Source organism: Lysobacter terrae (assembly GCF_054782215.1).
Genome location: NZ_BAAGSX010000001.1, coordinates 349,008 through 370,460 on the forward strand (window position 1 = coordinate 349,008; position 21,453 = coordinate 370,460).

The 21,453-nt window shown below is 65.6% G+C and carries 24 protein-coding genes and 1 tRNA gene; 17 read left to right on the forward strand and 8 right to left on the reverse strand.

Annotated elements, in window-relative coordinates:
• The first annotated feature begins 1 nt into the window (after position 1).
• The 4 genes from ACYVJ8_RS01720 to ACYVJ8_RS01735 are packed head-to-tail and all read left to right on the forward strand — an operon-like array spanning position 2 to position 4,699.
• Entirely contained in the window at positions 2–1,072 is a 1,071-nt protein-coding gene (locus tag ACYVJ8_RS01720; protein ID WP_460709168.1) for a VOC family protein, read from the forward strand.
• A complete protein-coding gene (locus tag ACYVJ8_RS01725) occupies positions 1,065–2,063 on the forward strand; it encodes a fumarylacetoacetate hydrolase family protein (RefSeq protein WP_460709169.1) in 999 nt (332 codons plus the stop codon). Before ACYVJ8_RS01720 ends, ACYVJ8_RS01725 begins: the two co-directional genes overlap by 8 nt.
• A 1-nt stretch (position 2,064) precedes the next feature.
• On the forward strand, positions 2,065–4,005 hold the full coding sequence (locus ACYVJ8_RS01730) for an acyl-CoA synthetase (protein WP_460709170.1): 1,941 nt from the start codon (positions 2,065–2,067) through the stop codon (positions 4,003–4,005).
• 10 nt (positions 4,006–4,015) lie between these two features.
• Complete coding sequence (locus ACYVJ8_RS01735; protein WP_460709171.1) at positions 4,016–4,699, forward strand: TetR/AcrR family transcriptional regulator; 684 nt, start codon at positions 4,016–4,018, stop codon at positions 4,697–4,699.
• A gap of 7 nt (positions 4,700–4,706) precedes the next feature.
• Here the strand turns inward: ACYVJ8_RS01735 and pdxH are convergent, their stop codons facing one another.
• A complete protein-coding gene (pdxH, locus tag ACYVJ8_RS01740; protein WP_460709172.1) occupies positions 4,707–5,426 on the reverse strand; it encodes a pyridoxamine 5'-phosphate oxidase in 720 nt (239 codons plus the stop codon).
• Here pdxH and ACYVJ8_RS01745 point away from each other — a divergent pair.
• The 4 genes from ACYVJ8_RS01745 to ACYVJ8_RS01760 all read left to right on the forward strand — a co-directional run bounded on the left by ACYVJ8_RS01745 (position 5,410) and on the right by ACYVJ8_RS01760 (position 8,068).
• Positions 5,410–6,015, forward strand: a complete 606-nt coding sequence (locus ACYVJ8_RS01745; protein WP_460709173.1) for an OmpW/AlkL family protein — start codon at positions 5,410–5,412, stop codon at positions 6,013–6,015. The genes pdxH and ACYVJ8_RS01745 overlap by 17 nt on opposite strands.
• Positions 6,016–6,103: 88 nt before the next feature.
• The gene (locus tag ACYVJ8_RS01750; RefSeq protein ID WP_460709174.1) at positions 6,104–6,862 is read left to right on the forward strand and encodes a helix-turn-helix domain-containing protein; all 759 of its coding nucleotides are present in this window, start codon (positions 6,104–6,106) and stop codon (positions 6,860–6,862) included.
• A gap of 113 nt (positions 6,863–6,975) precedes the next feature.
• Positions 6,976–7,275: a DUF2249 domain-containing protein gene (locus ACYVJ8_RS01755; RefSeq protein WP_460709175.1), complete on the forward strand. Its 300-nt coding sequence runs from the start codon at positions 6,976–6,978 to the stop codon at positions 7,273–7,275.
• A 10-nt stretch (positions 7,276–7,285) separates the two neighbouring features.
• Positions 7,286–8,068 carry an oxygen-binding di-iron domain-containing protein gene (locus tag ACYVJ8_RS01760; protein WP_460709176.1) on the forward strand — a complete coding sequence of 261 codons (783 nt, stop codon included), beginning with the start codon at positions 7,286–7,288 and terminating at the stop codon, positions 8,066–8,068.
• Positions 8,069–8,208: 140 nt separating this feature from the next.
• Here the strand turns inward: ACYVJ8_RS01760 and ACYVJ8_RS01765 are convergent.
• Positions 8,209–8,284 (reverse strand) — tRNA-Phe (locus ACYVJ8_RS01765).
• A 164-nt stretch (positions 8,285–8,448) separates the two neighbouring features.
• Here ACYVJ8_RS01765 and ACYVJ8_RS01770 point away from each other — a divergent pair.
• Positions 8,449–8,886, forward strand: coding sequence for a DUF6491 family protein (locus ACYVJ8_RS01770; RefSeq protein ID WP_460709177.1), 438 nt, complete (start codon positions 8,449–8,451; stop codon positions 8,884–8,886).
• A gap of 7 nt (positions 8,887–8,893) precedes the next feature.
• Here the strand turns inward: ACYVJ8_RS01770 and ACYVJ8_RS01775 are convergent, their stop codons facing one another.
• Genes ACYVJ8_RS01775 through ftsY form a run of 4 tightly spaced genes read right to left on the reverse strand, consistent with a single transcriptional unit; the run spans position 8,894 to position 12,821 of the window.
• Positions 8,894–9,166 carry an oxidative damage protection protein gene (locus ACYVJ8_RS01775; protein WP_460709178.1) on the reverse strand — a complete coding sequence of 91 codons (273 nt, stop codon included), beginning with the start codon at positions 9,164–9,166 and terminating at the stop codon, positions 8,894–8,896.
• 3 nt (positions 9,167–9,169) lie between these two features.
• Entirely contained in the window at positions 9,170–10,237 is a 1,068-nt protein-coding gene (gene mutY / locus ACYVJ8_RS01780) for an A/G-specific adenine glycosylase (RefSeq protein ID WP_460709179.1), read from the reverse strand.
• A gap of 17 nt (positions 10,238–10,254) precedes the next feature.
• Complete coding sequence (locus tag ACYVJ8_RS01785) at positions 10,255–11,532, reverse strand: AsmA family protein (protein WP_460709180.1); 1,278 nt, start codon at positions 11,530–11,532, stop codon at positions 10,255–10,257.
• Entirely contained in the window at positions 11,532–12,821 is a 1,290-nt protein-coding gene (ftsY, locus tag ACYVJ8_RS01790) for a signal recognition particle-docking protein FtsY (protein ID WP_460709181.1), read from the reverse strand. The genes ACYVJ8_RS01785 and ftsY overlap by 1 nt, the downstream gene beginning before the upstream one ends.
• On the opposite strand from ftsY, the gene rsmD reads away from it, so the two are divergent.
• From rsmD to ACYVJ8_RS01825, 7 genes are all read left to right on the forward strand, one after another.
• Positions 12,766–13,437 (forward strand): 16S rRNA (guanine(966)-N(2))-methyltransferase RsmD, encoded by a 672-nt coding sequence (rsmD, locus tag ACYVJ8_RS01795; RefSeq protein ID WP_460709182.1) that lies wholly within the window; start codon positions 12,766–12,768, stop codon positions 13,435–13,437. The two genes, ftsY and rsmD, sit on opposite strands and share 56 nt — an antisense overlap.
• A 27-nt stretch (positions 13,438–13,464) precedes the next feature.
• Complete coding sequence (gene coaD / locus ACYVJ8_RS01800) at positions 13,465–13,968, forward strand: pantetheine-phosphate adenylyltransferase (RefSeq protein WP_460709183.1); 504 nt, start codon at positions 13,465–13,467, stop codon at positions 13,966–13,968.
• Between the two features lie 58 nt (positions 13,969–14,026).
• A complete protein-coding gene (locus ACYVJ8_RS01805) occupies positions 14,027–14,518 on the forward strand; it encodes a hypothetical protein (protein WP_460709184.1) in 492 nt (163 codons plus the stop codon).
• Positions 14,519–14,679: 161 nt separating this feature from the next.
• On the forward strand, positions 14,680–14,931 hold the full coding sequence (locus ACYVJ8_RS01810; protein ID WP_460709185.1) for a YfhL family 4Fe-4S dicluster ferredoxin: 252 nt from the start codon (positions 14,680–14,682) through the stop codon (positions 14,929–14,931).
• An 86-nt stretch (positions 14,932–15,017) separates the two neighbouring features.
• Positions 15,018–16,739 carry a gamma-glutamyltransferase gene (gene ggt, locus ACYVJ8_RS01815; RefSeq protein ID WP_460710990.1) on the forward strand — a complete coding sequence of 574 codons (1,722 nt, stop codon included), beginning with the start codon at positions 15,018–15,020 and terminating at the stop codon, positions 16,737–16,739.
• A 76-nt stretch (positions 16,740–16,815) separates the two neighbouring features.
• Positions 16,816–17,706, forward strand: coding sequence for an MBL fold metallo-hydrolase (locus tag ACYVJ8_RS01820; RefSeq protein WP_460709186.1), 891 nt, complete (start codon positions 16,816–16,818; stop codon positions 17,704–17,706).
• Positions 17,703–18,443 carry a TMEM43 family protein gene (locus ACYVJ8_RS01825; RefSeq protein ID WP_460709187.1) on the forward strand — a complete coding sequence of 247 codons (741 nt, stop codon included), beginning with the start codon at positions 17,703–17,705 and terminating at the stop codon, positions 18,441–18,443. Before ACYVJ8_RS01820 ends, ACYVJ8_RS01825 begins: the two co-directional genes overlap by 4 nt.
• A gap of 7 nt (positions 18,444–18,450) precedes the next feature.
• Here ACYVJ8_RS01825 and upp read toward each other — a convergent pair whose 3' ends face one another.
• Together upp and ACYVJ8_RS01835 are read right to left on the reverse strand one after the other, a co-directional pair.
• Positions 18,451–19,083 (reverse strand): uracil phosphoribosyltransferase, encoded by a 633-nt coding sequence (upp, locus tag ACYVJ8_RS01830; protein ID WP_460709188.1) that lies wholly within the window; start codon positions 19,081–19,083, stop codon positions 18,451–18,453.
• 268 nt (positions 19,084–19,351) lie between these two features.
• Positions 19,352–20,848, reverse strand: coding sequence for an aminotransferase class III-fold pyridoxal phosphate-dependent enzyme (locus ACYVJ8_RS01835; protein ID WP_460709189.1), 1,497 nt, complete (start codon positions 20,846–20,848; stop codon positions 19,352–19,354).
• Positions 20,849–20,982: 134 nt separating this feature from the next.
• Between ACYVJ8_RS01835 and ACYVJ8_RS01840 the strand changes: the two genes are divergently transcribed.
• Complete coding sequence (locus ACYVJ8_RS01840; protein ID WP_460709190.1) at positions 20,983–21,414, forward strand: Lrp/AsnC family transcriptional regulator; 432 nt, start codon at positions 20,983–20,985, stop codon at positions 21,412–21,414.
• Positions 21,415–21,453 lie beyond the last annotated feature (39 nt).

The window sequence follows — 21,453 nt, forward strand, 5'->3', positions numbered from 1 at the left end:
CATGAGACTGACCACCGAACAACCCAACCGGCATCCAAGCCCGACCACGCGGGCAACGGCACTGGCATACCTGATCTTCGAGCGTCCGGATCTCGACGAGGCCGAGCGCTTCCTGACCGACTTCGGACTGCGACGCGCCGAACGCTACGACGACATGTTGTTCCTGCGCGGGACGGATGCTTCCCCGTTCTGCTATGTCGTCCGGCGCGCGGACAAGCCAGGCTTCGCCGGATTCGGCCTTAGGGTCGAAACGCAGGAAGACCTGCAAGCGTTGTCGCGCCTGGAAGGTGCCGGGGAGATCGAACCCATGGACTGGCCTGGCGGCGGGCTGCGCGTGCGTCTCACCGATCCCTCTGGCTTCCGTGTCGACGCCATACACGGGCAAGCGATGGTGCAAGCGCTCCCACACCGCGCGATGCTGCGTTTCAACTCGACCGATGCGGTCGAACGCATCAACGGCACCCAACGGCCGCCGGTCGCTCCGCCCGAAGTCGTGCGATTGGGTCATGTCGTGATGGAACTGGCCGACTACCAGGCCACCTGTGCGTGGTACACGCAACACTTCGGTTTCATCCCAAGCGACGTGCAGGTGCTTCCCGACGGATCGCCGGCGGTCGCCTTCATGCGACTCGATCTCGGCGACACCCCTGCCGATCACCACACCCTGGCGCTCGCGCAGGGGTTCGCGCCGAAGTACAGCCACAGCGCCTTCGAGCTGATCGATGCGGACGCCGTAGGCATGGGGCAGCGCGTGCTGCGAGAACGCGGATGGAAGCACGCCTGGGGCATCGGCCGCCACATTCTCGGCAGCCAGATCTTCGACTACTGGCAGGACCCATGGGGCGCCAAGCATGAGCACTACTGCGACGGAGACCTGTTCACCGCCGATGAACCGACGGGCCTGCACGCCGTCAGCCGCGAAGCGATGTCGCAGTGGGGGCAGGTAATGCCGGGCAGTTTCACTCGGCCCGAACTCACGTTCTCTTCTCTCGTTGCGATCGTGCGCAACCTGCGTCGCAGTCCCGACCTGAGCCTTACCAAGCTCCGCACCCTCGCCAAGATCTTTGGATGACTCCGTCGTCTCCCTACCGATTTCCGGATACAGCTCCATGGCACTGAACGTCATTCATTTCAAACACAACGGCCGAGCCCAATGGGGCGTAGTCCGCGATGGCCTGGTCACCCCCGTCCCCGGGGACTTTGCCACGACCAGCGAATTCATCATCTACAACACGATCCCGCACCTGGCGTCGCTGGATGGCCCGGTGTTGCGGGAAACCGAGTTGCAGCTGTTGTCGCCGATCACTCGCAACCATCGATTCTTGTGCCAGGGCGCCAACTACCGCCAGCACATGATCGAGTCCGGCATGGACCCGGACGTAAAGAAGTTCAACATGATCTTTACCAAGTCGCCGGATTGCATCGTAGCTGCCGACTCGAACGTGGTCATGCCGGGGCAGGTCCGCTTTCTTGACTACGAGATCGAACTGGGCGTGGTGCTGAAGCGCAGCATCCACGGTCCCAAGACGATTACCGACCTCGACCTTCACGAGTACGTGGCGGGCCTGGTGATCGTGAACGACTACTCCGCCCGCGATGTGCAGATTCCCCAGATGCAGTTCTACAAGGGGAAGAGCTTCCGTACCTTTGGTCCGGTCGGACCGTATCTGTGTCTCCTCGAACCTAGCGACTTTCCGCGGCTGCGCAGCCTGCAGTTGAAACTCGTGGTCAATGGCGAGATCCGCCAGAACGACAGCACCGCCAATCTGGTCTACGGTCCGGCGGAAACCCTGACCGAACTTTCGGGTGTACACGATCTGCACGCCGGCGACCTGCTGGCCACCGGCACGCCCGCCGGCTGCGCGCTATCGGTTCCCACCCCGGCCAAGCAGCGACTTGTGGGGTTGTTGCCCGAACGCAAGAAGTGGGAGCTGTTCTTCAAGATCCAGGCGCGGCGACCGCAGTACCTGAAGCCGGGCGATCTTGTCGAAGCGTTCATCCGCAGCGCGGATGGCGCGATTGATCTGGGCGTGCAGCGCAACCGGATCGTCAAGGAGCGTTGACATGCGCGGCATCGCCACCCAGGCCGAGGTCACCGCAATCGAAGCGAACGGCCCTCCGACCAATCTGCCCGGTAGCACCTACGAGGCGATCCGACGCACTGCGGCCGCGCACCCGGAAGCGCCGGCGCTCTCGTTCTTCCTGCGTACGATCGACCACACCAAGCCGGAAACCTGGAACTACCGCCAGCTCTTCGCCCAGATCACCCGCACGGCCAACCTCTTCCACAGCCTGGGTGCGGACAAGGACCACGTAATTGCGTTCGTCCTGCCGAACCTTCCCGAAACGCATCTCGTGATCTGGGGCGGGCAGGCCGCTGGCATCGTCGCGGCGGTCAATCCGATGTTGGAGCCTGAGGCCATCGCGGAGCTGTTGAAAGCGATGGATGCGAGCATCCTGGTCACGCTCGCGCCCTATCCGGGAACAGACCTGTGGCAACGGTTGCGACCGGCATTGGGGCGCGTCGGCAGCCTTCGCCATGTCCTGCTCGTCAGCCTGGCCGAACATGTCGTTGGTACTCGGCGTTGGGCGGCCCGCATGCTGCAGTGGCGCGAAGCTTGCAGTGTCGCGCGTTCGGTCAGGCAGGCACCGGCCGGCAATTTCCGGATACACGAATTCGACAGGGCGCTGCGCAGGCAGCCGGCGGACAGACTACTGAGCGGACGGCGTATCCATCCCGACGATTATTCGTCGTTCTTTTGCACCGGCGGCACCACCGGCGCTCCCAAGATCGCTATGCGTCGCCACCGCAATGAAGTGGCCAACGCGTGGAGCGCAGCGCAGGTTCTCGGTGACGGCATCGGCCCAGGCAAGAACATCTTCTGCGGATTGCCGCTCTTTCATGTCAACGGCGCCATGGTGACCGGCTTGTTGCCTTTCTCCCGAGGAGCGCACGTGGTGTTGGGCACGCCCCAAGGATATCGGGGCAAAGGCGTAATCGAGAAATTCTGGTCGATTGTCGAGCGCCATCGCATCCATTTTTTCAGTGCGGTCCCAACGGTGTACAGCGCGCTTCTCCAGGTGCCGCGCGGCGAATGCCGCGTGGAATCTCTGGAATACGGCATCTGCGGCGCAGCACCTATGCCACGGGAACTGCTCAACCGCTTCCAGCAGGAAACGGGCGTGAGGATCCTGGAGGGATATGGGTTGACCGAAGCCACATGTGTCAGCAGCCTCAATCCGCCGCTTGGCGAGCGCCGAAGCGGCTCGATCGGATTGAGACTTCCCGGTCAGGCGATGAAGGCGGTGATCCTCGATGCCAGCGGGAACTATCAGCGCGATGCGCTCGACGACGAGCCAGGCGTACTCGTCGTCAGCGGGCCGAACGTGTTTGCCGGGTATCGCCTGGAGGAGCAGAACCAAGGTATCTGGCTCGATCTCGGCGATGGCGAGCGGTGGTTGCATACCGGCGATCTGGCGCGTCGGGATGCGGAGGGCTATTTCTGGCTCACGGGTCGTACGAAGGAACTGATCATCCGCGGCGGCCACAACATCGACCCGGCGGTGATCGAACAGCCGCTGTACGCGCATCCCTCCGTACAGCTTGTCGCCGCAGTCGGCCGACCCGATAGCTATGCAGGCGAACTTCCGGTTGCCTATGTGCAACTCAAGCCGCATCAGCAGGCGGAAGAAGCGGAACTACTGGCGTATCTCAGCGAGCGCATATCCGAGCGCGCCGCGATGCCAAAATCGATCACGGTGATCGATGAGATGCCTCTGACACCGGTCGGCAAGATATTCAAGCCGGAACTCAGGCGCCGCCAAGTCGGGCAAGCGCTGCAGCAGGCGTTGGATGAAGCCGGGGTGCAGGTGCGCTCAGTCCACATCGAAGCCGATGAAGGAAAGCACGGCGTCTGCACTTGCGTCACCTTGACGGATGACCGCACGAAGCCCGACGTTGCGGCGGTGCTGGACCGCTTTCCTTTCCCTTACCGCTTGACGTAACGACGCCATGATGTGCACCGGTTCAAAGCCATTTCCGAATGCCTCTGCGAATCGCAGACCCGGGCCGACGGTTGACACGAAGCAGGACGAACCAACAGGTCTGCCGTCGGTGGGCCAACTGGGCCGGAAGCGCAAGCTTCTACCCACCATCCTGCGTGCAGCGACCCGTCTGTTCGCAGAGTATGGCTTCGACCAGCCCACCATGGATCAGGTCGCCATGGCGGCCGGCGTGCGGAAGGCCACGCTGTACAACTACTTCGACGGCAAATCCGCGCTGATAGATGCGGTCATTGACCGATGGCTGCATGAAGTACCTGGCGCTACGCCCATTGCCCGTGGTTCTTCACTTCGTCAGCAGCTGGTCGGTATCGGGTGGCAGTTGCAAAGACTGTCCACCCACCCTGCGGCGATTTCGTTGGCAAAAAGGCTTGCCGAAATAGAGCATCGCCTCGCTCCACAGCAGCTGCAGGCGTGGCAACAACGCTATGCCGCGCTAGAAGGCGTCCTTGCAGGGCTTCTCGAAAGACACTGCGGCTGCGAGCGACCGGAAAACCTGGCGCATCAGTTCGTACTGCTGTCTGTGGGTTGCCTGGACTCGATGCCCTCATCATCACACGCCGATGGTGGGGCAAGAATTGAATGTGCGGTGGAGCTCGTCATGCGCGCTTACCCGGAGAAAGTGTGCAACGGCTAGGCCGGATTCACGGGTACAGCATCCGCTTAGCCCATCCGCCGGGGCGAAGCTCATACAACCAGCGTTCGTGCATCCGGAACTCAGCGCCGAACCAGAACTCGATCCTTTCCGGCCTCACCCGGAGGCCGCTCCAGCGCGGTGGACGCGGCACCTCGCGGCCATCGAAATCGCTTTCGGCCCTTGCCAAGTGCTGCTCGAATGTCGCGCGCGAATCAAGCGTCTCGGACTGTTTCGACGCCCAGGCACCCAGCTGGCTGCCACGCGGGCGCGAGGCGAAGTAAGCGTCAGCTTCGACGTCGCTGACGATGTCCACCACGCCTTCAATGCGTACCTGCACGCCGTTGCGCACGCGCGGCCAGTGGAATAGCAGTGCCGCATGCGGGTTGGCCTGGAGTTCGCGGCCCTTGCGGCCATCGAGGTGGGTGTAGAAGACGAAGCCCCGTGCGTCGTGGGCCTTGAGAAGCAAAGTCCGCGCCGAGGGCCGCGCGTCTAGCGTGGCCGTGGCAACGATCATGGCGGTGCGGTCGGGTTCGCCGGCGGCCTCGGCTTCGTCGAACAACTGGTCGAAGGTGCCGAGGGCTTCAGCGTGGAGGTCGGGGGCGATCATGGCGTCATCGTAGACGGACTTCTTAACGCGATTTTGATCGTGATCAAGTCGCCGTCCCGACCGATGCGGATAGTGGCGCCACCTCCCCAAACAAGTGATCAACGTGCGTAAAGGACTCATCCGTAGTGCCACCTGTCTGATCTTAGCCACGGCCGCCGTGCCTGCCTTCGCCCAATCCGCCGGGACTTGGACCGTGGGTGTAGGCGTCCATCAGGTCGATCCGAAGTCCGATAGCGGCATCGACGGCCTGGATGTCGGCAGCAATGTCCGTCCGACCATCACCGGCGAATACTTCGTCGCCGATAACCTGGGTATCGAAGTCTTGGCGGCGCTGCCGTTCGAGCACGACATCGACGTCGGTGGTGCCACGGTAGGCAGCACCAAACAGCTGCCGCCGACCGTGTCGCTGCAGTACCACTTCAACAGCACCGGCACTGTTTCGCCGTTTATCGGTGCCGGCCTCAACTACACGACCTTTTTCAGCGAAGACACCAAAGGCGCGCTTCAAGGAAGCGAGCTCAAGCTCGATGATTCCTGGGGCCTCGCCGCGCATGCGGGCCTGGACTTCGCGGTCGGCGAGAAGGGCGCGATCCGGGTGGATGTGCGCTGGATCGACATCGACACCGAAGCGAGCGTGAACGGCGCGAAGCTCGGTACGGTGGAAATCGACCCGCTGGTCTACGGCGCCGCCTACGTGTTCAAGTTCTGACGGCCGAACGTCGCCGGCCGGGCTCGGGCCCGGACCGGCGATCAGCCCCAGGTACATGGGCGCGCGCCGTTCATGGCACCATATCTCCATGTCTAGCGCGTCCGTCCTCGATCTGGCGACCTTGCGGCGTAGTTGCGCGTATTGCTCGCTGCATCCGTTGTGCTTGCCGGTGGGAATCGATTCGCACGAGTTACAGCAGCTCGACGCCATCGTGCGACGTAGACGCCCGGTGGCGCGGGGCGAACGCCTGTATCGCCCGGGCGCTCCCCTCACAGCGGTCTGCGTAGCCAGCGACGGCGCGTTCAAGATCGTAAGCATCAGCGAGGATGGCGAGGAACAGGTCGTCGGCTTCCATCTCGCAGGGGAGTTGATCGGCCTCGATGCACTGGGCGGGAGGACGCATCGCTATGAGGCCGTCGCGCTCACGGCGGCCAACGTTTGCGAAGTGCCGTTCGACCAGTTGGCCAGCGTCGCCGCGCAGCTGCCGACCCTGCACCACCAGTTGCTGCGCGTCATCGGTCTGGATGCAGAGCGCGGCCAGGCCCATCTGGGCATTCTCTTCCGCAAACAAGCCAGTAGCCGCATCGCGCTGTTCTTGCATAGCTTGTCGGAGCGTTACCGCAACATCGGCCAGTCGGCCACGCAGTTCAAGCTGCCGATGAGCCGCGAGGACATCGCGCGCTATCTTGGCCTGGCGTTGGAAACCATCAGCCGCGGTTTCACCAAGCTGCAGGACGACGGTGTGATCGAAAGCGTGGGTCGCCGCATCGACATCCGCGATCCTGCCGCCCTTGGCCGGCTCGCGCATAGTGCCGAAAACGAGGAGCCGCGTCGCCGCCGCGCCTGAGCGGGGTGGCTCCCTGGTCTGCCCCAATCGGGGTCAGCGGTTTGATCAGGATCAAGCGCCGACATAAAGCCGGATCGCAGGATGGGGGACTTTCCCAATACGCATCCGACGCCATGATCGCCTCTTTCCATGATGAGCACGCGCTCCACTTCGATGCACGCGGTATCAGCCAGTGCGTCCGCGACGCTGCCATCCTGGGCGCGCTCGATGCGCTGAAGCCGGGCAAGGCGATGCGTCTGATCAATGACCACGATCCGTTGCTGCTGTTGTCGCAGCTACAACAGCGCTTCGGCAGAACCCTTGCGGTTGGGTACATAGAGCGCGCACCGGGCACGTTCGTCATCGACTTCGCAATGACCGCGGATGCGGAGGAGAAGCCCGACAACTGCGGTTGCTGCGGCAAGTGCGGTTAGGGCGGACGGCATGGCGACGATTCTCTTTGAACAGCAAGGCCATCGTTGCGTGGCCTTCAGCGATCTGGTGCGGGGTGGGGATGGCATTCAGGCCAATCAGTTTCTGATCCAGCACGACGGACACAGCGCCCTGCTCGATCCAGGAGGACAGCTGCTCTACAACCCGCTCATTCTGGCGCTGAACGCGTACATGCAGCCGACCGAACTGACTTGGCTGCTTTGCTCGCACCAGGATCCCGACATCATCGGTTCGGTGGACAAGTGGCTGCTTTATTCCAAGGCCACCGTGGTGTGCTCTCGCCTTTGGGGCCGCTTCGTCCCGCATTTGGTGCCGCACTACATGGCCAATGCAGGAAGCGACCGCTACCTGCTGCTGCCAGATGAAGGTGGACGGGTGCCGATGGGCGACGCATACATACGCGCCCTGCCTGCGCACTTCATGCATTCTGTCGGCAACTTCAGTTTCTACGATCCGATTAGCCGGATCCTGTTTTCAGGTGACATCGGTTCGTCACTGATTCCCAGCAACACACCTTATGTCTTCGTCAAAGACTTCGACGCGCACGTGCCAAACATGGCCGGCTTCCACCGTCGGTACATGGCTTCCAACAGCGTCGTGCGGCTGTGGGTACAGATGGTGCGCGACATGCAACCGGCGATGATCGTGCCCCAGCACGGCTTGCCGATGCGCGGCGAGGTAGCGGATCGGTTTCTTGACTGGTTGGCGGCGCTGCAGTGCGGCGTGGACCTTCTGGGGCCGGCGAACTTCAGTCCCAGCTTGGTCGGCCTGTGAAAAATCGCCCCCCACGCGTGGACTGGTATGCCTACGGTGGCAGTGCAAGGGCAGGGCCGTTCTGGAAACAAAAAACCCCGCGATTAGCGGGGTTTTGGCGCCTCACGAGACGCTATGACGCATCTCGGAATCCTAATTAATGGTGGCCGGGGAGGGAATCGAACCCCCGACACGGGGATTTTCAATCCCCTGCTCTACCAACTGAGCTACCCGGCCGGTCACAAGCCGTGCGTCGGCCGTGAAAGAACCGGAATGATACGGTTCAGGCGGGCCGATGGCAAGCCGGATTTGCGCTGAACACCGAGCGGGCGGGGCCTTCCACTACGCATCGACAAGCGCATCATGGCTTCAAACCCCTATGCGCCCACGGGGAGGCTCAGATGAAATCCTTGAAAATCGCGCTTGCAGCGCTCGCGCTCGCGGCGTCCGCCTGCGCCACCGACCGGATGTCGGACAACGACAAGCTCGCGCTTTACCGTGCCCACGCGATGGCGCCGGTCGGCAGCTTCCGTTACCTCAATCGCATCGATGGCTGGACCCCGCTGGGCGATTCGGCCCTGGCGATCTGGACCCGACCGAACGAGGCGTATCTGCTCGAAATCGGCGGACCTTGTCCCGATCTGGACTTCGCCCAGGCGATCGGGCTCACGCACCAGTTCGGTATCGTCTATTCGCGCTTCGACAAGGTGCTTCCGCTTGCCAGCGGTGGGGCGCGCCCGATTCCGTGCTACATCCAGCAGATCCGCCCTCTCGACGTGAAGGCGATCAAGTCCGCCGAGAAGGACATCCGCCACCAGAAAGAGCAGGCCAGCCGCTAAGGCCGGCTTACTCTTCGGGCGGAACGTAGCCGGCGGGCTTTTCCGCACTGCCGCCGAACAGGAACTTCTGCATCTCGCCTTCGAGGAAGGCGCGGTGCTGCGGGTTCATCGGCGAGAGGCGGTTCTCGTTGATCAGCATGGTCTGGTGCGCCAGCCATTTCGCCCACGCCGATTTGCCGATGCTGGCGAACACACGCTTGCCCAGCTCGCCGGGCCAGGGCACGAAGTCCAGGCCTTCGGTGTCGCGGTGTTCGTATTCGCAATGGACGGTGCGGGGCATGGATCAGGTTTCCAGTAGCTTGCGGATCGGCGCGGGAATGCCGAGCGTCGCCAGTTCCGCGCGCGCGACCCAACGTAGATCGTCATTGTCGCCGACGCGCATGCGCAGCGCGACATCGCGCACCCGCAGCGGCTGCAGGCGCAGCTTGTAGTGGCTGAAGGCGTGGTCGATCGGCGGCAGCGATTCGGCCGCTTCGAAATCCCCGCGCACTTCGCGCTCGAACCATGCCTGCGAAGCCATTGCATCGTCGGCCTGCGGCAGCGTCCATAGCGACGCCCAGATTCCGGTCGGCGGCCGGCGCAGCATCAATACCGCGCCGTCCGCATTTTCGAGCCACAGCACGCAGGCCTGCTTCTGCGGCACGGCCTTGCCGGGCTTGGGCGTGGGCAGTTCCGCGATACGGCCCTGCACACGCGCGACGCAGTCATCCTGCAAGGGACACAGCACGCAGGCGGGATCGCTGCGCGTGCACAGGGTTGCGCCCAGATCCATTTGCGCCTGGGTGTAGTCGGCCATGCGCGCGGCGGGCAGGTGCGATTCGGCGAGTTTCCACAGCTGCTTCTCGACCGCGGGCAGGCCGGGATAACCATCGACGCCGTGGTAACGCGTCAGCACGCGCTTGACGTTGCCGTCCAGGATCGCGTGCCGGTCGCCCCAGGCCTGCGACAGGATCGCCGCGGCCGTGCTGCGGCCGATGCCAGGCAGCGCCGTCAGCGCTTCGATATCGCGCGGCAAGTCGCCGCCGTGCAGCTCCACGCAGCGCTGCGCGGCCGCCTGCAGATTGCGCGCGCGAGCGTAGTAACCGAGCCCGGACCAAAGCGCCATGACGTCGTCGCGCGGCGCTGCGGCGAGCGCGGGCAGCGTCGGCAGCGCGGCGACGAAGCGTTCGAAGTAGGGGATGACGGTCTTGACCTGCGTCTGCTGCAGCATGATTTCCGACAGCCACACCCGATACGGTGCGCGCGGATGCTGCCAGGGAAGATCGTGGCGGCCGCTGGCATCGAACCAGCGCAGCAGGCGCGGTGCGAAATCGTCCTGCGCTTCGCGCTTCGCCGTTGCGGTGGTTTCCACGCGTTTGCTTCGCACCGTCACGGCGTACTTACCTCTGACGAACTTTCGGAGTCGTCGAACTCGACTTGCACGCCTTGCAGCGTCGCGCCGGATATCTCGAGCTTCGGTGTCATGAGCGAACCCGCCAGCGGCGGCAGCGGCGAGCCATCCTTCTGATCGATCCAGGCCAGCATTTGCGGCAGACGGAAGCGGCCTTCGAAACGCGTCGCATCGCGCGCCAATCGCAGCGTCGCGGCGTCCTCGAACGCCGCCGAGCCGTCGTAGTGCAGTGCGAAGGGCAGGGCGGATCGCGACTGGCCGATCGGTGGCGGCAGCGCCGGCCATGCCGCCGGCCACTGCGCCAGTTCACCGTCGAGCTGCAGTGTCAGCCTGCGTCCCAGCGCGAGCGTCCCGTGTGCGTCCATCTCCGGGATGGGATCGCTCGGGTCTTCGCTGCGCCGACGCAGCGACACGCCGGCCGGCGCCAGCGTCCAGGTTGCCTCGTCGAAGCGAAGCGGGCCGTGCGCGCCGAGTGCGAACGGAATGCGTGTGGTGCCGGCTTCGTAAGTGGCTGCCGCGCCGACACGCGCCGGTGTGATCCGCAATTCGTCTTCGCCGATGCGCAGCGGGCCGGACAGCGACACGGTCGCGGGCAGGCGCCAGTCCTTGCCGTGCTCGACCGCGAGCGTGCCGTGCGTGGCGAAGCCGGTCGTGCCGTTCTTGATCAGCGCCTCGGGCCGGATGATCGACACGGCCAGATCGACGGGTATGGCCAAGGGCGCATCGAGGTAGCGGCCGCGCAGGCGCGCGCGCAAAGGCTGCGTGGGATGCAGCAGGGGCATGTCGGCGTCGATGCCGTCGATGCTCCAGTCGTTGTTGACGATTTCGCCGTCACGGATGCGCAGGCCGTCGGTCAGCGTCGGCATGCGCTTTGCGGAAGGCGGACGCGTGGCCAGCCAGTGCTGCAGCGCGGGCAGATCCAGGCGTGGCGAATCCAGTTCGATACGGCGCGCGACCAGTTCGCTGCCGCCCGCACGCAGCGTCGACCAGGGCAGGGCGACATGGATGCGGCTTGCGCTCAACAGCCGCGTCGCCGCGCCTGGCTCGCGCACGCTGACGTCGCGCAGTACCAGCATGGGCGCGCCACGCAGGCGGTATTCGGCGACGCCGCGCGCTTCGACTTCCAGCCCGAGCGCCGCACCGATCTGGCGGGTGACGATCGCCGCGACCGTGCGCGGACGCGACAGCCACAGCAGCGCCAACAACAGCGCAGCCGCCACCAGCGCGAGGACGAGCAGGATGCGGCGGCGCGTCATCAGTTGGAGCTGGTCGTCCCGAGGGCTTCAGGCAGCAGGGCGTCGACGAAGGCTTCGGCGTCGAAGACGCGCAGGTCTTCCGGCCGCTCGCCGATGCCGGCGAAGCGGATCGGTATGCCGAATTCGCGCGCGAGCGCGAACACCACGCCGCCCTTGGCCGTGCCGTCGAGCTTGGTGACGACCAGGCCGGTGACGCCGACCGCGGCATGGAACTGCCGCAGTTGCGACAACGCGTTCTGGCCGGTGGTGCCGTCGATCACCATCAGCACCTCATGCGGCGCGGCGGGGTCCAGCTTCTGGATCACGCGCTTGATCTTCCCTAGCTCGGCCATCAGGCCTTGCTGCGTGTGCAGGCGGCCTGCGGTGTCGGCGATCAGTACTTCGGTGCCGCGCGATTTCGCCGCCTGCAAGGCGTCGAACGCCACCGAAGCGGCATCGGCGTTCTGTCCTTGCGCGATGACGGGCACGCCGTTGCGTTCGCCCCAGGCTTGCAATTGCGCGACCGCGGCGGCGCGGAAGGTGTCGCCTGCGGCGAGCATCAACGGACGGCCTTCGTCCTTGAAACGCCGGGCCAGCTTGCCGATCGTGGTGGTCTTGCCCACGCCGTTGACGCCTACGGTCAGCAGCACGAAGGGCTTGGCGCTGCGATCGATCTGCAGCGGCAGGGCGACCGGCTGCAGCATCGCCACCAGGTCGCCGCGCAACGCCGCCAGCAACGCATTGGCGTCGGCGAATTCGCGCGCCTTCATGCGCTTGCGCAGGTCGCCGACCAGATGCGTGGTCGCGGCCACGCCGACGTCTGCCATCAGCAGCGCGGTTTCGATCTCGTCGAGCAGGTCGTCGTCCAGGCGCGGGTTGCGCGAGAACAGGCCGCCCAGCGTGCGCGCGAAAGCGCTGCCGCGCAGACGTTCGCGCCAGCCCTTCTTGCCGGGCGCAGCGGCGGGAGCGGCTTCGGCGGTTGGCTCGCCGGGCTGCGATACGGGCTCGACATCCATGGCCGCTGCGATGATCTCGGCGGGCACGGGCTGTGCGGATGCAGGTTCGGCAGGCATTGCGATGCCGGCAGCGTTGGCCTCGCCGGCTTCGGGCGCGACCTGCGGTGCACGCGGATCATTGGGCGTCGCGGGCGACGCCTCGGGCTTCTTGCGGCGGAAAAAATTGAGCATCGCGAGGGGGAAGCGGGAGTGCGCGAGAATAGGGGCACATGATAGCCCCCACGCCCAGCGCTGCCCGATGAATCGACCGCGTTCGACCTCCGCACCCGCCGCGCCCGGCAAAGTGCGCATCATCGCCGGCCGCTGGCGAGGCACGCGCCTGGACGTGCCGGCCGCGCCGGGCCTGCGTCCCACCAGCGACCGGGTGCGCGAGACGCTGTTCAACTGGCTGCAGCCGATGCTGGCGGGCGCGCGCGTACTGGATCTGTTCGCGGGTAGCGGTGCGCTGGGCCTGGAGGCGGTTTCGCGCGGTGCAGCCGCGGCGGTCCTGGTCGAACGCGATGCGAAGCTGACCGCCGCACTGCGCGCAACGGCCGCGCGGCTGCAGGGCGGCGAAGCGGTGAACGTGATCCAGGCGGATGCGCTGGCCTGGCTCAACGGCCAGCCCGATGGCAGCTTCGACCTTGCCTTCGTCGACCCGCCGTTCGACGCCAATCTGTGGGGCGGCGTGCTCCCGGCGCTTACGTCCAAGCTTGCCGAAGCAGGCTGGCTATACGTGGAATGCCCACACTCGGCCGACGCCGCGCCGCCGCCGGGCTGGGCGCTGCACCGCGAAGGGCATACGCGCGAGGTCCGTTTCGCGCTCTACCGGCGCAGGCCGGAGGCCGACAAGGACGGCGCCCCCGACAAGTCCGATGCCACTGTTACACTGGCGCCCAATCCGGCCGGGCCAGCCGCCAACGCCAACTAGCCATACAAGCGAATTGAAAGCCCGCGAATGACCGCCCGCAACCGCATCGCCGTCTATCCCGGCACCTTCGACCCGATCACCAATGGCCACGTCGACCTCGTCGACCGCGCCGCGCCGCTGTTCGAGCGGATGATCATCGGCGTCGCGGCCAGCCCCGGCAAAGGCCCGGCCTTGCCGCTGGAGCTGCGTGTGCAGCTCGCGCAGGACGCCATCGCCCACCACGGCAACGTCGAGGTGCGCGGCTTTTCCGGCCTGCTCGCGCATTTCGTCGAGGAAGTCGGTGCCGGCGTGATCATGCGCGGCCTGCGCGCCGTATCCGACTTCGAATACGAATTCCAGCTGGCGAGCATGAATCGCCATCTGATCCCCGGCGTCGAGACCCTGTTCCTGACGCCGGCGGAGCAATACGGCTTCATTTCCTCATCGCTGGTTCGCGAGATCGCCCGCCTCGGCGGCGACGTCTCCGCTTTCGTGCCGCCGGCGGTGGCCTCCGCGTTGCAGGCGCAATGGCAGCGCAATCACGTTGCATGATCCGCACGCACCAACCAACTACTACAACCACGCACTACCAAGAATGGGGGAACGCCCGATGAAGATTTCGACCCGACTGCTGCTCGCCGCCTGCCTTGCGCTGCCCTTCCTGGGCGCCTGCAAGAAGCAGGAAGCCGTGCAGGAAACCGCGAAGGCCCCGGTCGCCATGCCGGCCGCCGCCACCGACGAGAACGCCTGGAACGCGTACCTGACCGACGTCGTCACCCGCAACCTCGACAACGCGACCAGCACCTACGTCTACACGCTGCCGGCCGACTCGTCGCCGGACTTCCAGGGCGCCTACGATCGTCAGCTGGAAAAGGCCGAAGCCGACATGTCGCGCGGCGGCGTGGAAGGCACGCTGCTCGCGTTCGGTGGCCCGAATTCGGCCAAGAGCGCCGACCTGGCCGTGGCGGCTTTCGCCAAGGCGATGCCCGACGCCATGAAGGGCGTCAAGGTGCTCTTCATCGGCACGCAGGCGGACAGCGATCGCGTCAAGGCGGCGGTGGATCCGTCGGGCGCAAGCTACAAGTTCGTAGAAGCTAAGTGACGTTTGGCCCGCGCCCGCTTCGGCGGGCGCGGCTTTGCCAAACGTCATCCCCGCGAAGGCGGGGATCCAGTGACTTTGCTGTTGCAGTTGCTCTGCCGGAAGCTCAAAGTCACTAGATTCCCGCCTACGCGGGAATGACGAGCAAGAGAACCCGATCCAACATGGCTCTGAAGATCAACGAGCTCTGCGTCAACTGCGATGTCTGCGAACCGGCTTGCCCGAATCAGGCGATTTCGCAGGGCGAAACCATCTACGTGATCGACCCGGCGCGCTGCACCGAATGCGTGGGTCATTTCGCCGAACCCCAGTGCGTGGTCGTCTGCCCGGTCGAGTGCATCGATCCGGATCCCGCCTTCCCCGAATCCCACGAGCAGTTGCTGGCCAAGCTCGCGCGCTTGCAGACGCAGGGCTGATGCGGCTGCCTTGAGCCCGCGTGCATTACCCTGCTACCCAGCCGCCTGATCCGCACGGGCGGAGGAGTGACCTGCCTGTGACGAAGATGCCCCGGCCGTTGCGCACGCTTTTTCTTTCCCTGCTGCTGTGCGTTCCGGCGGTCGCCTCCGCGGCGCAGACCGCCGGCGATGCCGGCACGGTGCAGGCGAAACCGCCGGGCGCGGCCATCGCCAGCGGCCATGCGCTCGCTACCAAGGCCGGACTCGACATGATCCGCGCGGGCGGCAACGCCTTCGACGCCGCCGTCGCGGTGTCGGCGACCTTGTCGGTGGTCGAACCGATCAGTTCCGGCATCGGAGGCGGTGGCTTCTTCCTGCTGCACGACGCCAAGAGCGGCCGCGACATCTTCGTCGACGCGCGCGAAACCGCGCCGGCTGCGGCGACACCGGCGGCCTTCCTCGACGCGAAGGGCGAACTCAACCGCGATCGCGCCACCAACGGACCGTGGTCGGCCGGCATTCCCGGTTTGCCGGCGGCACTGGTGCATCTGGCCGAGAAATACGGGCGGCTGCCCTTGAAGACCACGCTGGCGCCGGCGATCAAGCTGGCGCGCGATGGCTTCGAGATCTACCCGCGTCTGGAGAAGGGCTACGCCAGCCGGCGCGAAGTGATGGAGCGCTATCGCGGCACGCGCGCGGTGTTCCTCGCCGATGGGACGCCGCCCACCACGGGCGAAATCCTCAAGCAGCCCGAACTTGCACACACCATCGAACTCATCGCGCAGAAGGGCTTCGACGGCTTCTATCGCGGCGAGACCGCGAAGAAGCTGCTTACCGCGGTGAAGGAAGAGGGCGGCCGCTGGCGCGCCGACGAACTCACCGGCTATCGGGTCAAGGAGCGCGAGCCGCTGCGCTTCCGTTACCGCGACTGGGATGTAACCACCGCACCGCCGCCGTCGTCGGGCGGTGTCGCGCTGGCGGAAATCCTGCAGGTGCTGGAAGGCTGGGACCTCGCCAAGCTCGACGACGCCCATCGCCACCACGTCATCGTCGAAGCCATGCGCCGCGCGTATCGCGATCGCACGATCTATCTGGGCGATCCGGATTTCGTGAAGGTGCCGATCCGCCGCCTGATGAGCACGGACTACGCCGCCGGTCTGCGCGCGACGATCCATCCGGACAAGGCCACGCCAAGCGCGTTGCTCTCGGGCCAGCCCGCGCCGCTGGAGGATGACGAGACCACGCACTTCTCCATCCTCGACGCCGAAGGCAACCGCGTGTCGGCGACGCAGACGGTGAACCTGCTGTACGGCTCGGGCATGGTCGCGCCCGGCACCGGCGTGCTGCTGAACAACGAGATGGACGACTTCGCGCTGCGCCCGGGCACGCCGAACGCGTTCGGCGTGATGGGCTTCGCCGCCAACGCGCCCGCAGCGGGCAAGCGCATGCTCAGCTCGATGACGCCGAGCTTCATCGAATCCAAGGACAAGCTTGCCGTGATCGGTGCACCGGGCGGCAGCCGCATCATCACCGAAGTGCTGCTCGGCATCCTCGGCTACGACGCCGGTCTGAATGCGCAGCAGGTCGCGGCTTTGCCGCGCTTCCATCACCAGTGGTTGCCGGATGCGATTTCTGCGGAGAAGGGCGCGATCGACCCGGCCACCGTCGCCGCATTGCAGGCGATGGGACACACGGTGAACGCGGCCGAACCGACCTGGGGCAACCTGCAGACGGTGTCGTGGGACAAGCGCACCGGCCAGCTCGAAGGCGGCACCGATCCGCGCAATCCGGTGGGCGGCGCGGAGGTGTTGCGGGACGGCGCGCGCTGACCGGGACGCAATATTCGCTTCGCGTCGGCATCGATCGGCGCGATAATCCGCTCGTGACCCGAATGGAACGGCGGCAATGAAGCTTTGGTCCCTGCTCGGCAACAGCCAGAAGCTCGACGGCGGCGCCATGTTCGGCAACGCGCCGCGGGCGATGTGGGAGAAGTGGTCGCCGCCGGATGCGCAGAACCGCATCGACTTGGCCTGCCGCGCGTTGCTGGCCACGCCGCTCGCCGGCAAGACGGTCTTGTTCGAAGCCGGCATCGGCGCCTTCTTCGAGCCGAAGCTGCGCGAGCGTTACGGCGTCAACGAGGAGCGCCACGTGCTGCTGGAGTCGTTGGCGGCCGCGGGATTCAAGCCCGAAGACATCGATGTCGTCGTGCTCTCGCATCTGCATTTCGACCACGCCGGCGGCGTGCTGGCGAAGTGGGAAGAGGGCGTGGCGCCGCGCCTGGTGTTCCCCAACGCGAGCTACATCGTCGGCCGCGAACACTGGGAACGCGCGCGCCATCCGCACCCGCGCGACCGTGCGAGCTTCATCGCCGAATTGCCCGGGTTGCTGGAGGCGACCGGTCGACTGGAACTGGTCGATGGTGCGTATTCGAAGTTGCTGGGCCAGGCGGTCCGCTTCCATTTCAGCGACGGGCATACGCCTGGACTGATGTTGTCCGAGATCGTCGGGCCCGAGTTGGTGAACGGCGATGCGCACGGCGGTGTGGTGTTCTGCGCCGACCTGATCCCGGGGCGCCCGTGGGTGCACGTGCCGATCACCATGGGCTACGACCGCAACGCGGAGCTGCTGATCGACGAGAAGAAGCTGTTCCTGGAAGACAAGCTCGCGCGCAAGGTGCATCTTTTCTTTACCCACGATCCAGGTTGCGCGCTGGCGCAGGTGGTCCGCGACGAGAAGGGCAAGTTCGCAACCACGCACGAAGTGGCCGAGCTGCACGCCAGGGCGCTCGGGGCATGAGCGCTGCCATCGCCATGCCGCGCGTCGTGATCGCGTCGGGACTGGCGATGTTGCTTTCGTTGTTGCCTGCGGCGCGAGCGGCGGCGCAGGGCGAGCCGGAAGGCTTTCCGGATCCGGGTCCGATGCTGGTGGATCCCGACTTCAAGGTTTCCACGCGGCAGTTCGGTCTGGATCGCCGCGTCGAGATGTACCAGTGGCGCGTCGCCGAAGGAAAGTTCGAGCGCGTGTGGCACGAGGCGCTGATCGATTCCACCGGGCTGGATGCCGCGCACGCGAATCCGCCGAAGCTCCCGCTCGACAATCGCCGCTGGTGGGCGGAGCAACCGACGCTGGACGGCAAGCCGCTCGATCCGGCGGTGCTGCGCAGTCTGGGCGAGTGGCGCGAGTTGCGTCCGGGGTTTTCGCGTTTGCCCGCCAATCTGGCCGCGTCGTTTCAACCGGAAGGCGAGGGGCTGGGCAGCGCCGAGAACCCGCTGGAACCGCAGATCGGCGACCTGCGCATCACCTGGCGCGAACTGGTGTTGCCGCCGCTGACGGGCAAGATCGCGTTGCGTGACGGCGTCTGGCAACTGGTCGCCGATCCCAACAGCGATACGCGTCCGAATGCTCAGCTCGCGTCGACGGCCAACGAACCGCAACACGCGCAGCGCGTCTGGCCGTTCTTCGGTGCCGGGCTGCTGGTGATCGCCGCGCTGGTGGTGGCGACGCGGCGCTGGCGCCGGCATCACCCGAAGTAGCGTCGCCTCAGTTGTGGCGCGTGCCGAAGATCTTGTCGCCGGCGTCGCCCAGGCCCGGCATGATGTAGCCCACTTCGTTGAGGCGTTCGTCGATCGCGGCGGTGTAGATCTCGACGTCCGGATGCCTGGCTTCCAGCGCACGCAGCCCTTCCGGCGCGGCGACCAGGAATAGGCCCTTGATGCGCCGGCAACCGGCGGCCTTCAGCATGTCGATGGTGGCGATCAGGGTGCCGCCCGTGGCGAGCATCGGGTCGAGGATGAGCGCGGTGCGTTCATCCATGCGTCCGGTGAGTTTTTCGTAGTAGCCGATCGGCTGTAGCGTGCGTTCGTCGCGTTGCAGGCCGACCACGCCGACCTTCGCCGCGGGGATCAGCTCCAGCACGCCGGGCAGCATGCCCAGGCCGGCGCGGAGGATGGGCACCAGGGTGACCTTCGCGCCCTTGATGCGCTGCGTCGCGACCGGGCCGGCCCAACCTGCGATCACCACTTCCTCGGTTTCGAGGTCGGCGGTGGCTTCGTAGGTGAGCAAGGTGGCGACTTCCGAAGCCAGCTCGCGGAATTCCTTGGTGCTGATGCCGGCGGCGCGCATCAGGCCGAGCTTGTGCTTTACCAGCGGGTGGCGGACTTCGACGATTTTCATGGCGAGAGAGCCTAGCGCAGATTGCAGTGGCTGCGCTGCTGGGTAAGCGCTGCTGGGTAAGTGCTACGGGTGAAGCCAGTGGCCGTGCCCCTTCGCGTGACACGCCGTGAATCCATCCCTGGAGGCTTGTCAGCGGCATCCATGCCGCTGACAGTCACGCGAAGGGACACGACCACCGGCTTCTTCGCACATTCCCGTTGGTGTCCGAAAAACAGAAAGGCCGGCAAAGCCGGCCTTCTGGAGCGCAAGTTGGGGGAGGGGGTAGCGCTCAGGCCGCAGCCGCTTGCTGCGCACGCGGGCCTTCCTTGAGTGCACGGGCGACCATGCCCACCACCAGGTCGATCTCCTCGCTGGTGATGCCGAAGGTCGGGGTGAAGCGCAGCGAGTTGACGCCGCCGTGGATCACGCCGATGCCGTGTTCGCGCAGCCACTCTTCGGTCGAGTTGGCGCCGTAGCACTTGAACTCGTTGGACAGTTCGCACGAGAACAGCAGGCCGGTGCCCTGGACCTTGGTGATCATGCCGCCCAGTTCGGCCTTCAGCTTCTCCAGCTTGTCGGTCGCTTCCTTGCCCTTGGCGCGGATGTTTTCGCGCAGTGCTGGCGTCACCTGTTCGAGCACGGCGACGGCAACGTCGAGCGCGCGCGGATTGGTGGTCATGGTGTTGCCGTACAGGCCCTTGCGGTAGATGTCGCCGGCGCGCTTGGTCACGGCGAGCACCGACAGCGGGTACTGGCCGGCGTTGAGCGCCTTGGAGTAGGTCTCCATGTCCGGCGCTTCGGCGTTCTCGAAGCCGGGGTAGTCGATGATCGACAGCACGCCGTTGGCGCGCAGGCCGGCCTGGATCGAGTCGACCAGCAGCAGCGCACCGTGCGCCTTGGTCAGTTCGCGCGCGGCGTTGTAGAACGCGACCGGCACGCTGCGGCCCGGGTCGCCTTCGCCCATCACCGGCTCGAGGAACATCGCTTCGATGAACCAGCCGTTGGCGTCGGCATCGGCGAAGATCTTCTTCAGCGCTTCGACGTCGTAGGGCTCCACCGTCAGCACGGTGTCTTCGCCGCGGAAGCTGGCCAGGTGCTGGATGTAGGTCTTGCGGGTGGAATCCGAATACAGCGCCGGACGCTCGGTGCGGCCGTGGAAACTGCCCTTCACCACCAGGCGCTTGATCGCGCGGCCGGCATGCTTGCCGCCGGCGTCGGTCATGGTCTTGGCGTTGGCGTCGACAATGCGCGAGGCGAGCGAGACCGATTCCGAACCGGAGTTGAGGCACAGGAACTTGTCGTACGGGCAGGCGCCGCGGCTGAGGCCGATGACGGCGCGAATCGCCTTCTCGAAGCGCAGCTGCGACAGCGAGGGCGTCATGATGTTGGCCATCGCCTGCGGCTTGGCCATCGCGGCGATCACGGCCTTGGGCGTGTGGCCGAAACCGAGCATGCCGTAGCCGCCTGAATCGTGCAGGACCGCGCCCTTGAGGGTGACGACCCACGGGCCGCGGGCGGCGAGGGCGACGTACGGGTTCACGCCGTCGTCCGGGTAGAAGTTGACGTAGCCGGCCTGCACGGCGTGCAGCTGCGCGTCTTCGTCCAGGTCGAGCAGATCGGCGAATTCGCCCTTGATCTTCTCGTACTCGCTCGCGGCGGCGTCGATGGCCTCGACCAGGTCGGTGTGAGAGGCGGCGAAGCGGACGATGACGGCATCGTCGAGGCCTACGGTGCGGCGCTTGCCGGCATGGGCGCGCAGGGGCGCGAGTTTGGCGGTGATACCCATGGAGGTCTCCTGGTCTGGGGCCCCCCGAGTCGGGGCCATTCGACCATTATCGGGATTAATTCGTCGATCGGTAGTACGGATTTGGACGAAATAATCGTATATTTCGTCAATCCGCCGATAGTTGCCGCGCATTTGTGAAAATCACCGCCTCCGACCAGCAGTTGCTCACCGTTTTGCGCGAGAACGCGCGCGCCTCGACCGCCGAAATCGCGCGCCGTCTGAAGCTCTCCCGGACGACCGTGCAGAGCCGCATCGAGCGGCTCGAACGCGAGGGGGTGATCGGCGGCTACACCGTGCGTGTCAACGATGCGGCCGAGCGCGGCCATATCCGTGCGCACATCATGATCACCGTGCTGCCCAAGCAGATGAACAACGTGGTGGAAGCCCTGCGCGCGATGCCGGAAGTGCGGGCGCTGCACTCGGTCAGTGGTCCGTTCGACCTGGTGGCGATGGGCGTGGTCCCCACGGCCGCGGAGATGGACGAACTGACCGACCGCATCGGCGCCATCGACGGCGTCGAGCGCACTACCTCGTCGATCATCCTGTCGGCCAAGTTCGAGCGCTGAGGGATCGGGCGACTTCGTCCGAAAGCCCTACAATTGCCG